This is a genomic window from Pseudomonas sp. PS01300 (genome assembly GCF_029960155.1).
Lineage (GTDB): Bacteria > Pseudomonadota > Gammaproteobacteria > Pseudomonadales > Pseudomonadaceae > Aquipseudomonas > Aquipseudomonas palmensis.
Map to the genome: position 1 here is coordinate 24,523 of NZ_JASCPN010000009.1, position 13,390 is coordinate 37,912.

At 66.2% G+C, this 13,390-nt stretch carries 12 protein-coding genes; 6 read left to right on the forward strand and 6 right to left on the reverse strand.

What is annotated here, in order from left to right; translation table 11 throughout:
* Positions 1 to 152 precede the first annotated feature (152 nt).
* A complete protein-coding gene (locus QMX96_RS07550; RefSeq protein WP_104572482.1) occupies positions 153 to 1,850 on the forward strand; it encodes a sulfatase-like hydrolase/transferase in 1,698 nt (565 codons plus the stop codon).
* 18 nt (positions 1,851 to 1,868) lie between these two features.
* Here the strand turns inward: QMX96_RS07550 and QMX96_RS07555 are convergent, their stop codons facing one another.
* From QMX96_RS07555 to QMX96_RS07570, 4 genes are read right to left on the reverse strand one after another with little or no spacing between them, the layout of a single operon-like run.
* Positions 1,869 to 2,429, reverse strand: a complete 561-nt coding sequence (locus tag QMX96_RS07555) for a PqiC family protein (RefSeq protein ID WP_043860612.1) — start codon at positions 2,427 to 2,429, stop codon at positions 1,869 to 1,871.
* Positions 2,430 to 2,446: 17 nt separating this feature from the next.
* Complete coding sequence (locus QMX96_RS07560) at positions 2,447 to 4,102, reverse strand: MlaD family protein (protein ID WP_100632732.1); 1,656 nt, start codon at positions 4,100 to 4,102, stop codon at positions 2,447 to 2,449.
* On the reverse strand, positions 4,095 to 4,727 hold the full coding sequence (locus QMX96_RS07565) for a paraquat-inducible protein A (protein WP_043860614.1): 633 nt from the start codon (positions 4,725 to 4,727) through the stop codon (positions 4,095 to 4,097). Before QMX96_RS07565 ends, QMX96_RS07560 begins: the two co-directional genes overlap by 8 nt.
* Positions 4,724 to 5,323 carry a paraquat-inducible protein A gene (locus QMX96_RS07570; RefSeq protein ID WP_043860615.1) on the reverse strand — a complete coding sequence of 200 codons (600 nt, stop codon included), beginning with the start codon at positions 5,321 to 5,323 and terminating at the stop codon, positions 4,724 to 4,726. Before QMX96_RS07570 ends, QMX96_RS07565 begins: the two co-directional genes overlap by 4 nt.
* Positions 5,324 to 5,453: 130 nt before the next feature.
* Between QMX96_RS07570 and QMX96_RS07575 the strand changes: the two genes are divergently transcribed.
* Positions 5,454 to 6,374 (forward strand): aldo/keto reductase, encoded by a 921-nt coding sequence (locus QMX96_RS07575; RefSeq protein WP_196932198.1) that lies wholly within the window; start codon positions 5,454 to 5,456, stop codon positions 6,372 to 6,374.
* Entirely contained in the window at positions 6,374 to 7,639 is a 1,266-nt protein-coding gene (locus QMX96_RS07580) for an MFS transporter (RefSeq protein WP_282361495.1), read from the forward strand. Before QMX96_RS07575 ends, QMX96_RS07580 begins: the two co-directional genes overlap by 1 nt.
* 87 nt (positions 7,640 to 7,726) lie before the next feature.
* Here the strand turns inward: QMX96_RS07580 and QMX96_RS07585 are convergent, their stop codons facing one another.
* Positions 7,727 to 8,608 (reverse strand): bile acid:sodium symporter family protein, encoded by an 882-nt coding sequence (locus QMX96_RS07585; protein WP_043861212.1) that lies wholly within the window; start codon positions 8,606 to 8,608, stop codon positions 7,727 to 7,729.
* Between the two features lie 302 nt (positions 8,609 to 8,910).
* Here QMX96_RS07585 and QMX96_RS07590 point away from each other — a divergent pair, with 302 nt between their 5' ends.
* From QMX96_RS07590 to QMX96_RS07600, 3 genes are read left to right on the forward strand one after another with little or no spacing between them, the layout of a single operon-like run.
* Positions 8,911 to 10,320 (forward strand): circularly permuted type 2 ATP-grasp protein, encoded by a 1,410-nt coding sequence (locus QMX96_RS07590; protein WP_043861213.1) that lies wholly within the window; start codon positions 8,911 to 8,913, stop codon positions 10,318 to 10,320.
* A 3-nt stretch (positions 10,321 to 10,323) separates the two neighbouring features.
* Positions 10,324 to 11,274: an alpha-E domain-containing protein gene (locus QMX96_RS07595; RefSeq protein ID WP_043861214.1), complete on the forward strand. Its 951-nt coding sequence runs from the start codon at positions 10,324 to 10,326 to the stop codon at positions 11,272 to 11,274.
* The gene (locus QMX96_RS07600) at positions 11,271 to 12,062 is read left to right on the forward strand and encodes a transglutaminase family protein (RefSeq protein ID WP_282361497.1); all 792 of its coding nucleotides are present in this window, start codon (positions 11,271 to 11,273) and stop codon (positions 12,060 to 12,062) included. Before QMX96_RS07595 ends, QMX96_RS07600 begins: the two co-directional genes overlap by 4 nt.
* A gap of 111 nt (positions 12,063 to 12,173) precedes the next feature.
* Here QMX96_RS07600 and QMX96_RS07605 read toward each other — a convergent pair whose 3' ends face one another.
* Positions 12,174 to 13,355, reverse strand: a complete 1,182-nt coding sequence (locus tag QMX96_RS07605) for an acetyl-CoA C-acetyltransferase (protein WP_043861216.1) — start codon at positions 13,353 to 13,355, stop codon at positions 12,174 to 12,176.
* Positions 13,356 to 13,390: the final 35 nt, after the last annotated feature.

The following is a 13,390-nucleotide window of genomic DNA, read 5'->3' on the forward strand; positions in this document are numbered from 1 at the left end:
GAATGCATCAGATTCGCGCTTCAAAAGCGTCATAATCGGCGCCCTACATTTCGTCATTTTTTTGACAAACTGTGGTTTGCGCTTTGTCGGCATCCTGCTACCGTGTGGGAAACCTCAGTGGGCTGGGGGGAAACAATTCTGGCGGGGAAGTCATGCGCGTTTACATCAAGGGACTGTTGCTGCTGGTCTACCTTCTGAGTTTCCATGCGTACTACCTCGAGCGTCTCGAGGCGATCGGGCTGGGGGTGGCACTGGTGTTGTATGCCGGTGTGTTCGTGCTGCTGGTGGCTGCCCTGTGGCTGTGCGCGAACATACGCCAGGGCCTGGTGCGCTGGCTGTTTGCAGTGGGGTTCTGTGCCAGCGCGGTGTTTTTCGACGCCTATACGCGCATAACCGCCGAATACCTCACCTACAGCGCCTTCGTTTCGATGGTGTATTCGGGTGGGTTCATCGGCGAGGCGCTTGAGCAGTACCACAGCGTGATCCTGGGGGTCGCGGCCAAGGGGCTGCTGTTGCTGCTGGGGCTGGGCCTGCGCCCGGACCCGGTGCAGCGGCTGCCCGGCACCCTGGCGTGGGCCGCACCGCTGCTGGGCCTGGCGCTGTTGACCGGCATCCTGTTCGTGCGTGCCGGCGAGGGCGCACGCGGCCTGCCGGTGATGTACACGCCGCTGGCCTACCTGAACCTGTTCCTCTACGAATCGCTGCACGACAGCGTGGGCCCGCGCCAGCCAGTGACGCTGGCGCGCAGCGGCCCGCCATTGGCGCGCGATATCGTGCTGATCATCGACGAGAGCGTTTCGGGCAACTACCTGGACCTCAATACCCCCAACGGGGTCACCAGCAACCTCACCCACCCCCAGCCGGGGGCCAGCATCTTCAACTACGGCTATGCCGCCTCCATCGCCAATTGCAGCGCCGACACCAACGTCACGCTGCGCTACGGCGGCACCCGCAGCGATTACCTGCGCATCAACTCGACCCTGCCGTCGATCTGGCAGTACGCCAAACAGGCCGGGCTTGGCACCGTCTACATCGACAGCCAGCGCACCGGCGGCAACCTGCAGAACCTGATGGATGCCACCGAAAAGCGCGACATCGACCAGTTCATCCAGTTCGACACCACCCCGGTGCGCGACCGCGACATGGCCGCACTGCAAAAGCTCGTGGAGCTGCTGGGCGACGGCAAGCCGCAACTGATCGTGATCAACAAGGTGGGGGTGCATTTTCCGGTGCACGACAAGTACCCGGATGCGTTCATGACCTACACGCCGGCGTTGCCGCGGGGCCACTATGCCGACATCGCCGATACCGGTCAGCGCGACGGGTTCAGTGGTACCCCGCAGGACTGGGTGCTGTACCGCAACTCGTACAAGAACAGCGTGCTGTGGAGCGTGGGCGAATTCTTCAAGCGCCTGTTTGCCCAGGCCGACCTGAGCCAGGCGGTGATCATCTACACCTCCGACCATGGCCAGGACCTGCATGAGCGCGGCAACCCGGGGCTCAACACCCACTGTGGCGAGAACCCGGTGGAGGAAGAGGGCCTGGTGCCGCTGGTGGTAATCCAGGGTCAGGGCCTGAAGACCTTGGACTGGCAGGCGCAACTGGCGACCAACAAGGACCGCTCAAGCCACTACAACATCTTCCCCACGCTGCTGCAGTTGCTGGGGTATGACGCCGCGGCGGTCGAGCCGATCTACGGACACGCGCTCAACGTGCCGACCAACGATCCGTTCAGTTTCAACTACCGCTTCAATGCACGCCTTGGTGCCAAGCCCGAGTTCAAGCATATCGACCTGGACGTGGTGGTCACACCGGGGCCGCAGGGCATGCCGGTGGGCTCGGCCCAGTAAGCTGACCGGCCCGATGCCTCAGGAACCGGAGGCCGGGCACCCGGCCCGGGTGTCATCGGCCGCCTGGGCTATCAGCCCTGCAAGGCGCGCCACGTTGCGTTGCTGGGCTGCTACCAGCTCGGCAATCCCGGTGCCCGCCGCACTGCGTACCAGGCTGTGGCAGCGCAGGGCGGGGCGGTTGGCATCGCCGCCCAGCGTACGCAGGCGCCAGCGCGCCTCCAGCAGGGCGTATTGCCCGGGTACCGAGTCGAAGCGCTGCACCTCCAGGCGCAGGCCCAGGGTGCGCGGTGCATTGCTGTTGAGCTGGCCACTCAAGGCGCTGCGCAGTTCATCCACCAGGCTGGCGCCCCACCATTCACTGTCGAGCACCGCCAGGCCGCTGTCGCCCTGGCGCACGACAATCTGCTCGCGGTCGACCTGGGGCGGCACGCTGATGGACTCTATGCGTACGTCTACCGCACGGGTAGCCCCGGCCTGCAGCTGCGCAGGCACCAGGGTGTGGTAGTGCACCGGCTCGCTGCGACAGGCCGCCAGCAACAGCGCGATGCCAAGCAGCGAAGGTTTGAGCAGATAGGTCATGGGGCGGGCTCCAGTGCTCATTGGCGCGAGGAAGGTTGCAAGGCATCGGCAGGGGCATTGTCGGGCCGCCCGCGCAGCAGCGACTCGGGGTTGCGCTTGAGGTAGTCGGCCAGCTCGCGCATCGAGCGGGTCATGCGGCCCAGGTCGTCCAGGGTCTGCGACAGCTGCTCACGCTGTGGCGAGTCGTCGGCCAGGGTCGCATTGGCACTCTTGAGCGTGGTGCTCATGTCCTGCAGCGTGCCCTCGATGCCGGGCAGGGTCTTGCCGTTGAACTGCTTGAGCGCCTTGCGCAGTTCCACCAGGTTGGCGTCCAGGTTGCCGGCGATGCGTTCGATGGGCAGCTTGTTGATCTTCTCGACCATGGCCTGGAACTGCTCCTGCAGTTGCTCCAGGCTGCTGGGGATGGTCGGGATGGTGATGGGGCGCGCGCTCGGGTCGAAGGTCACCTTGGGCGCCTTGGGGTAGAAATCCAGGGCGATGTACAACTGTCCGGTCAACAGGTTGCCGCTGCGGGCCTGGGCGCGCAGGCCGTTGTCGATGAAGGTGCCCATCAGGCGGACGCCGGCCTGTTCATCGTCAGGGTTGTGATTGAGCACCTTGAGCATCTTGGTATGCGCCTGGCCCAGGCGTTGCGGGTAGATCACGATGCCCACATTCACCGGAAAAGTGCGGGTCTTGGCGTCGAAGTCGAGGTTGATGGCGACTACCCGGCCGAATTCCATGCCCAGGAACTCCACCGGTGCGCCTACCTTGAGCCCGCGCAGCGACTGGTCGAAGCGCAGCGCCAGGTACTGCGCCTTGCCCGCCGGCGGGGCGAGGGCGGCGGGGCGGTCGTCGAACAGCTCGAAGGTCTTGTCCTCGGCTGCCGGCTGGTCGTCGGGGCTGTAGTCCGGGGCCCTGAAGGCCACGCCGCCGACCATCAGCGACGACAGCGACTCGGTGCGCAGGGCAAAGCCGTTGGCACCCACCTCGACATCCACGCCGCTGGCGTTCCAGAACCGCGTGTTGTCGGTGACGAAGGCATCGTTGGGGGCGTGCACGAACACTTCGACATTGACCCCTTTGCCGTTGGCGTCCAGCGCGTACGACACCACCTGGCCGACCTGGATCTTGCGGTAGTACACCGGCGAGCCGACGCCCAGCGAGCCGAGGTCGGAGGCATGCAGGTTGAAGCGCTTGCCGGGTTCGCCGTAGGTGATTGGCGGTGGTGTCTCCAGGCCGGTGAAGGTCTTGGCGCGGGTGTCCGACTGCCCGGCATCGGCGCCGATGAAGTCACCGGAGAACAGCGTGTCGATACCCGTTACGCCGCCCGCACCGATGCGCGGGCGCACCACCCAGAACAGCGAGTCCTGGCGGGTGAAGTTCTCGGCCTGCTTGACCAGCTTGATGGTGGCGGTGACGCTCTTCTGGTCCTGGCTGAGCTCCACTTCGCTGACCTGGCCGATCACCACGTTGCGGTACTTCACTGCTGTCTTGTTGGCCTCCAGCCCCTGTCCGGTCTTGAAGGTGACCTGGATACTGGGGCCTTCCTGCAGCCAGTTGTGCACCACCAGCGAGATGCCCACCAGCACTGCCACGATCGGCACGATCCACACCAGCGACACGCTGAAGCGCCGGGTCTGCACCGCCGGGCGAGCCGGTTGTGCCGCGCTGTGGTTGCTGTCTTCACTCATGCGCGGGTTCCTTGCCGTTGGGCGGTTGCCAGATCAGGCGGGGGTCGAAGCTCATGGCCGCGAGCATGGTGAACACCACCACCATGCCGAAAAACAGAATGCCCAGGCGCGGCTCGATGTCGCCCAGGGCCTGGAACTTGACCAGCGCGGCAACCAGCGCCACCACGATCACATCGAGCATCGACCAGTAGCCGATCAGCTCGACGAAGCGGAACAGCTTCGAACGCTGGCGCTGGGCCCAGGTACTGCCGCGCTGCACCGTCACCAGCAGCAGGCCCAGGGCCACGAACTTGGTGGCCGGCACCGCGATGCTGGCGATGAAGATGATCAGTGCGATGTCCCATGAGCCATGGGCCCAGAACTCGAGCACGCCACTCATGATGGTGCTGTCGTCGCCGGCACCGAACAGCTTGGTGTTCATCACCGGCAGCAGGTTGGCCGGGATGTAGAACACCAGGGCGGCGATCAGGTACGCCCAGGTTCGGGTCAGCGACTCGGGCTTGCGCTCATGCAGCGGCGCTGCGCAGCGAGGGCACTGGGTGGGGTGGTCGCGGTTGTCGCAGGCCAGCCCGCAGGCATGGCACAGCACCAGGCCCAGCTCGCTGGCCAGCGGCGGCGCGTTCAAGACAGGTACACCCACAGGTCGCGGATATCGCGCCCGGCCAGGCGGATCATCAGCAGGCTCAGGGCGGCCAGGGCGATCAACCCCAGGCCTGGCAGCACATCGAGCAGCCCGGCCAGCTTGAACACCGCCACCATCGACCCCAGCAGGCACACCTCCAGCATGCTCCACGGGCGCAGGGTTTCCAGCCAGCGCATGCACAGGCTGAAGGCCGGCGAGCGGCGTCGGCCCAGGGCATGCACCAGCACCCACAGCAGCAGCAACAGCTGGAACATCGGCGCGATGATGATCGCGATGGCGGCCACCAGGGCGATGAAGGTGATCGGCCCGGTGGCCAGGGCGCGCACCGAGTCCCATAACGTGGCGCTGTTGTGCAGGCCTTGCAGGCTGATGCTCATCACCGGGTAGAAGTTGGCGAACATCCACAGGATCGCTGCAGTGAGGCTCAGCGCCAGGCGCTGCTGTACATCCAGGCCGTTATGGCGCTGCAGCACGGCGCCGCAACGCAGGCATAGCGCTTTCTGGTGTTTGGCGAGCTCGACCCGTTCATACACGCAGTCGCAGTGTTCGCAGATGATCAACCGATCGGTGCTGGCCACGCTTGGCACTCGCAACAGGGACTAGCTCAATATAGAAGCGCATGGCAATTGAGCAAATCGGCGCCGTTGGGCCATGGTCTATGCTTGACCCTTTGACCCCTTCCAACGCCGCTTTGCAGGAGGCCTGCGCATGCCTACGCGTCGCCGTTTTCTCGCCACCAGTGCTGCCCTGGCCGCTGGCCTGGGGCTGCTGCTGAGCCGCCCGCACGCCCTGGCGCAGCCCCACACGGCGCTGCTCGAGCGCAAGGTGCCGTCCACCGGCGAGGCCTTGCCGGTGATCGGCGCCGGCACCTCGGGCAGTTTCGAGGTGACGGCGGGTTCCCCCGAGTACCAGCAGCTCAAAGCGGTGCTGCAGGTGTTCTTCGACGGTGGCGGCCGGGTCATCGATACCTCGCCCAACTATGGCGGCGCCGACGCGATACTGGGCCAGTTGCTGGAGGAGGGCGGTTGGCGCGAGCGCACCTTCCTGGCCACCAAGATCGCCGCCGACAGCCAGGCTGCGGCGCAGGCGCAATGGGCCCAGACGCTGCGCAGCCTGCGCACCGACAAGGTCGATCTGCTGCAGGTGCACAACCTGCGCGACTGGCAGCGCCAACTGCCCTACGCCCGTGAACTCAAGGCCCAGGGCAAGACCCGTTACGTGGGCGTTACCCATTACACCGATGGCGGGCTGGACGAACTGGAGCGCATCCTGCGCCGCGAGCCGCTGGACTTCATCCAGATCCACTATTCGGTGAATGCACCTGGCGCCGCGCGCACGGTGCTGCCGCTGGCACAGGACAAGGGCGTGGCGGTACTGATCAACCGCGCCTTCGACGACGGCAGGCTGTTTGCCAGGGTCAAGGGCCAGCCGTTGCCGGGCTGGGCCGGCGAAGCCGGCATTGGCAGCTGGGCGCAGCTGTTTCTCAAATTTGCCCTCAGTCACCCGGCAGTGACGACCGTGATCCCGGCCACCAGCCGCCCGGACCGTCAACGCGACCAGCTCAAGGCCGGCAGTGGCGCGTTGCTCGACACGGCCCGGCAGCAGGCGCTGATCAAGATGTTCGGCTGATGCGCCTGCTGGGCCGGCTGTTCACCTTTCACGACGACGAAACCCCGGCGGTGGTGGGCGGCCTTGCGCTGTTCTTCCTGCTGTTCGCCGGCTATTTCATGCTGCGCCCGGTACGCGAGACCATGGGGGTGGCCGGCGGCGTCGACAACCTGCAATGGCTGTTCACCGGCACCTTCATCGTCACCTTGCTGGCATTGCCGCTGTTCGGCTGGGTGGTGGCGCGGGCCCGGCGGCGCAGGATCCTGCCCTGGACCTACGGCTTTCTGGCAAGCAACCTGCTGGCCTTCGCCCTGGTGTTCGCGGTGCAGCCCGACAACCTGTGGGTGGCCCGGGCGTTCTACATCTGGCTGTCGGTGTTCAACCTGCTGAGCATCTCGCTGGCCTGGAGCGTACTGGCCGACCTGTTCAGCAACGAGCAGGCCAAGCGCCTGTTCGGGTTGCTGGCAGCCGGTGCGAGCCTGGGCGGGCTGGTGGGGCCGATACTGGGTACCCTGCTGGTGGGCGTGGTCGGGCATGCCGGGCTGGTGATGCTGGCCACGCTGTTTCTGCTGGGCAGCATCGGCGCGGCAACCTACCTGCAGCGTTGGCGCGACCGTGCGCCCTTGCCGGCGGAGGCCGAACACCCGCGCTCCCGGCCGCTGGGCGGCAACCCGTTCGCCGGGGCCGGCGAGGTGCTTCGCTCGCCCTACCTGTTGATGCTGGCGCTGTTCGTGGTGCTGCTGGCCAGCATCAGTACCTTCCTGTACTTCGAGCAGGCGCGGCTGGTGGCACAGACCTTTACCGACCGCACCCGCCAGACCCAGGTGTTCGGCCTGATCGACACCGTGGTGCAGGCACTGGCGATCCTCACCCAGCTGTTTTTCACAGGGCGCATCGCGCGGCGCATGGGGGTGGGCGTGTTGCTGGTGGCGGTGCCGCTGGTGATGGTGGCCGGCTTCCTGTGGCTGGCCCTGGCCCCGCTGTTTGCGGTGTTCGTGGTGGTGATGGTGGTGCGCCGTGCGGGGGAGTATGCGCTGGTACGGCCGGGGCGCGAGATGCTGTACACCGTGTTGCCGGCCGAGCAGAAGTACCGCGCCAAGAACTTCATCGACACGGTGGTCTATCGCGGTGGCGATGCGCTCAGTGGCTGGGTCAAGCGCGGGCTGGATGTGCTGGGCGAGCACCCGCAACTGGCGATGCTGATCGGGGCGGGGATTGCGCTGGGGTGGGCGGCTACCGGGGGCTGGCTGGGCAGACGGCAGCGGCGATTGGAGCAACGCAATTGAACGGTGTTGGCCTTCGCCGGCAAGGCCGGCGCCTACAGGGGGTTGCGCCGTTCACAGAACCCCGTAGCAGCCGGCCTTGCCGTGCAGTCAGTCGAGCACTGCCACCGGTTCCGGGTTGCGGCTCACCCACCAGCCAAACCCGGCGGCGGTAAAGAACATGATCAGGCTGTACAGCGCCGCCGGAATGGCCATGGTCGAGTTGTTGAGCAGGGTCGGGCTCAGCGCCAGTGCAATCGCCAGCGTACCGTTGTGGATGCCGATCTCCATGCCGATGGCGATGGCCTGGCGCTTCGGAATCTTCAGCATCCGCGGCACATAGTAGCCCAGCCCCAGGCTCACCAGGTTGAACAACAGCGCGGCTGCGCCTACCAGGGGCGCGTACTCGACCACGGTGGCCCAGTCTTTCATCAGCGCCAGCATCACCGTGCCGGCCAGAAACAGCGCCGCCACCAGCTTCATCGGTTTCTCCATGCGCGCCGCGAAGGCCGGGGTCAGGCGCCGCACCAGCATGCCCAGCGCCACCGGCACCAGCACGATGGCAAACACCTGCAGCACCTTGGCGAACTGCAGCGGGATGGCCTGGTCGGCGCTCATGAAGTAGCTCAGCGACAGGTTGACCAGCAGCGGCATGGTCAGGATCGCGATCAGCGAGTTCACCGCCGTCAGCGTGATGTTGAGCGCCACGTCACCGTGCGCCAGGTGGCTGAACAGGTTGGCGGTGGTGCCGCCGGGCGAGGCCGCCAGCAGCATCAGGCCGACCGCCAGGGCCGGTGCCAGGCCAAAACCGTTGGCAATCAGAAAGCAGATGAAGGGCAGCAGCAGGATCTGGCACACCAGGCCGATGACCACCGGCTTGGGGTATTTCACCACCCGGGCGAAGTCGGCCAGGGTCAGCGAAAGCCCCAGGCCGAACATGATGATGCCCAGCGCAACGGGCAGGAAGGCGGTCAGCAATGGCGAAGCGGTCATGGCAGCAACTCGCAGAAAAGAGGTGTCGGCATTCTAGGCCACCAGATCGCCATGTGCTGCTGGGGAGGCCCCGTAGATACAAGTCTTTACGAAAAGGTGCGCAGCGTGCACCGGGCAGGTTGCGCGCACCGTTATGGGGCAAATGCATGCACCGCTCGGGTCGCCCGCCGCGTTCAAGGGGCGTGGCAGAGCGATTCCCGGGCGTTGGGCACAGCCCTTGCTAAAGTCTGTTGAAAGGCCCGGGTACTGGAAGACAGCAGCCAATTAGAAGAAGCCGTTACGAACACGGCGAGGAGTGGGGTATGTCCGGAGCTTTTTTTGACGAAATGTATGCCGCAGGGGGCCAGTGTCGCCCGCACTACCGCGAGTTTGCCCGCTGGCTGGCGGACACGCCGCTGGAACTGCTGGCGCAACGCCGCCGCGAAGCCGACCTGCTGTTCCACCGCGCAGGCATCACCTTCACGCTCTACGGTGACGAGCAGGGCACCGAACGCCTGATCCCGTTCGACATCATTCCGCGCAGCATCAAGGCCAGCGAATGGCAGGTCATCGAGCGTGGCTGCATCCAGCGGGTGCAGGCACTGAACATGTTCCTGGCCGATATCTACCATGAACAGCGCATCCTCAAGGCCGGCATCATCCCGGCCGAGCAGGTGCTGGCCAACGAGGGCTACCAGGTGGCCATGCGTGGCCTGGGGCTGCACCGGGGCCTCTATGCGCATATCGCGGGGGTGGATCTGGTGCGCGATGGCGACGGCAGCTACTACGTGCTCGAGGACAACCTGCGCACCCCCAGCGGCGTGAGCTACATGCTCGAAGACCGCAAGATGATGATGCGCCTGTTCCCCGAGCTGTTCGCCGCCCAGCGCATCGCGCCCATCGACCATTACCCCAACCTGCTGCTCGACACGCTCAGGAGCGCCAGCCCGCTGGACAACCCCACGGTGGTGGTGCTGACCCCGGGGCGCTTCAACAGTGCGTACTTCGAGCATGCGTTCCTGGCCCGCGAAATGGGGGTGGAACTGGTGGAAGGCGCCGACCTGTTCGTGCGTGACGACCGCGTGTTCATGCGCACCACCTGCGGCCCGCAGCCGGTGGACGTGATCTACCGCCGGCTGGATGACGCCTTCCTCGACCCGCTGACCTTCAACCCCGAGTCGATGCTCGGGGTGCCCGGCCTGATTGCCGCCTACCGCCTGGGCAACGTGGTGCTGGCCAATGCGGTCGGCACCGGGGTGGCGGACGACAAGTCGATCTACCCCTACGTGGGCGAGATGATCCGCTTCTACCTGGACGAAGCGCCGATTCTGAAGAACGTGCCCACCTGGCAGTGCCGCAAGCCGGCCGAGCTGTCCCATGTGCTGGCCAACCTGGAGCACCTGGTGGTCAAGGAAACCCAGGGCTCCGGGGGCTACGGCATGCTGGTGGGGCCGGCGTCGACGGCAGCGCAGATCGAAGCATTCCGCCTGCGCCTCAAGGCCCGGCCGCAGGACTACATCGCCCAGCCCACCTTGTGCCTGTCCACCTGCCCGACCTTTGTCGAAAGCGGCATTGCCCCGCGCCATATCGACCTGCGCCCGTTCGTGCTGTCGGGCAGCCAGACCCGCCTGGTGCCCGGCGGCCTCACGCGGGTGGCGCTGCGCGAAGGCTCGCTGGTGGTCAACTCGTCGCAGGGCGGCGGTACCAAGGACACCTGGGTGGTGGAGGACTGAACCATGCTTTCAAGAACCGCTGCAGACCTCTACTGGATGTCGCGTTACCTGGAGCGCGCGGAAAACCTCGCGCGCATGCTCGAAGTGAGCTATTCGCTGTCGCTGATGCCCCAGGCCGGACGCAGCGACGGCCACGCGGAGCTGGCCATGTCGCTGCTGGCGGCCGGCACGCTGGAAGACTACAAGGCCCGCCACGGCGCGCTCGACACCGAGCACATGCTGCACTTCTTTGCCCTGGACGAGGCCAACCCCGGCAGCATCTACTGCTGTTTGCGTGCGGCGCGCAGCAATGCCCACGCCGTGCGCGGGCGCATCACCGCCGACATGTGGGAGAACATCAATGCCACCTGGCTGGAGATGCGCGCCATTGCCGGCAACGGCCTGGGCCGCTACGGCATCAGCCAGTTCTGCGAATGGGTGCGGGAGCGTTCGCACCTGTTTCGCGGGGCCACCTCGGGCACCATCATGCGCAACGAGGCCTATGGCTTCATTCGCCTGGGCACCTTCATCGAACGTGCCGACAACACCTTGCGCCTGCTGGATGCGCGCTACGAGATGTTTGGCGAGGAGTCGGAGGAGGTCAGCGACAAGTCGGCCCGTGGCTACTACCAGTGGAGCGCCTTGCTGCGCGCCCTGTCGTCGTTCGAGGCTTTCAACGAGATCTACCGCAACGCACCGAACGCCGAGCAGGTTTCGGAAATGCTGCTGTTGCGCGCCGAGGTGCCGCGCTCGCTGCATGCCTGCATCCAGGAGCTGGACCTTGAACTGTCCAACCTGCCCGGCATCAACGGCCGCCCGGCGCAGCGCCTGGCCGCCGGCCTCAACGCTCGCCTGCGCTACACCGGCATCGACGAGATCCTCGATGCAGGCCTGCACGCCTGGCTGATCGAGTTCATCGATCAGGTACGCGACCTGGGCCAGGCCATTCACGACGCCTACCTGGAGGTGGTATGAAACTGTCCATTCGCCACGACACCACCTACAGCTATGCCAACGAGGTGTGCACCAGCATCCAGTTCCTGCGCCTCACGCCCCAGGACAGCGAGCGCCAGCGGGTCATCGACTGGCAGGTGGACATGCCGCGCAAGGTGCGCAGCCAGCTCGACCCCTATGGCAACGTGCTGCATGTACTGACCCTGGACGAGCCCCACGGTGAGATCGTGCTGTGCGCCCACGGCCAGGTGGAAATCGACCCCACCCGCGAGGTGGAGCCGGACCTGCAGTCCCCGCTGCCGTTTCTGCGCAGCAGCCCGCTGACCGCCGCCGACGAGGCGCTGCTGGCGTTTGCCGCGCAGCATTGCGGCGAGCGGCGCGACAGGGCGGCGCTGATCGAGCTGATGAATGGGCTGGCCGAGCACATGCCCTACAGCCCCGGCGCGACCGAGGTGGGCACTACCGCGGCCGAGTCGTTCGCCAGGCAGGCGGGGGTTTGCCAGGACCATACCCATGCGTTTCTGGGCTGTGTGCGCAGCCTGGGTATCCCGGCGCGCTACGTGTCGGGCTACCTGTGCACCGAGGACGCCACGCACCTTGCCAGCCATGCCTGGGCCGAAGCCTGGCTGGGGGAGGGCTGGTACAGTTTCGATATCACCAATCGGCTGGCCAGGCCCGAGCGCCACCTGAAGCTGGCGGTGGGGCTGGATTACCTGGATGCGTGCCCGGTGCGCGGAATGCGCCGGGGCGGGGGGATGGAGCACATGCTGGCCAAGGTGCAGGTGGAACTGATGGTGCAGGTGCAGTAGCCAGGCGATGCAAGGTGTCGACGCCATCGCGGGTCAAGCCCGCTCCCACAGGGGCCACGGCAATCCTGTGGGAGCGGGCTTGACCCGCGACGAGGCGCTGCAGATCGAGGGTCAGGCGCGCTCGATGGCCAACGCCACACCCTGCCCACCACCGATGCACAGGGTTGCCAGGCCCTTCTTCGCATCACGCTTGATCATCTCGTGTAGCAACGACACCAGCACCCGGCAACCCGAGGCACCGATCGGGTGGCCCAGGGCAATCGCGCCGCCGTTGACGTTGACCTTGCTCGCGTCCCAGCCCAGCTCCTGGCCCACCGACAATGCCTGGGCCGCGAAGGCTTCGTTGGCTTCGATCAGGTCCAGCTGATCCAGCGACCAGTCGGCCTTCTGCAGGCAGCGACGGGTCGCGCTGACCGGGCCGATACCCATGATCGCCGGGTCCACGCCCGCATTGGCATAGGCCGCAATGCGCGCCAGTACCGGCAGGCCCAGGGCCTTGGCCTTGGCCGCGCTCATCAGCAGCACCGCCGCTGCGCCGTCGTTGAGGCTCGAGGCGTTGCCCGCCGTCACGCTGCCGTCCTTCTTGAACGCCGGCTTGAGCTTGGCCAGCGACTCGGCGGTGGTGCCGGCGCGGGGCTGTTCGTCGGTGGCGAACACCAGCGGCTCACCCTTGCGCTGCGGGATCTGGATCGGGGTGATCTCGTCGGCAAAGCGGCCGGCTTCGATGGCCGCGCAGGCCTTTTGCTGCGAGGCGGCGGCAAAGGCGTCCTGGGCCTCACGGGTGATGGCGTACTTGTCCACCAGGTTCTCGGCGGTGATGCCCATGTGGTAGTCGTTGAAGGCATCCCACAGGCCGTCGCTGATCATGCTGTCGATCATGCTGGCATGGCCCATGCGCAGGCCGGTGCGCGCGGCAGGCAGCACGTAGGGGGCCAGGCTCATGTTCTCCATGCCGCCGGCGATGATCACCTCGGCGTCGCCACAGCGGATCGCCTGGGCGCCCAGGTGCAGGGCCTTGAGGCCCGAGCCGCAGACCTTGTTCAGGGTCAGGGCCGGTACCGCATGGGGCAGGCCGGCCTTGATCGCGGCCTGGCGCGCCGGGTTCTGGCCGCTGCCGGCGGTGAGCACCTGGCCCAGAATCACCTCATCCACTTCGCTGCCGGCCAGCCCGGTCTGCTCCAGCAGGCGGCGGATCACCGCTGCGCCCAGCTCCGGGGCCGGGATGGCGGCCAGCGAACCCTGGAAACTGCCGATGGCGGTACGAGTGGCCGCGACAATGACGACGTCTTGCATGGAATATTCTCCTTGTTAGTGGTCCAGTGGCGTGA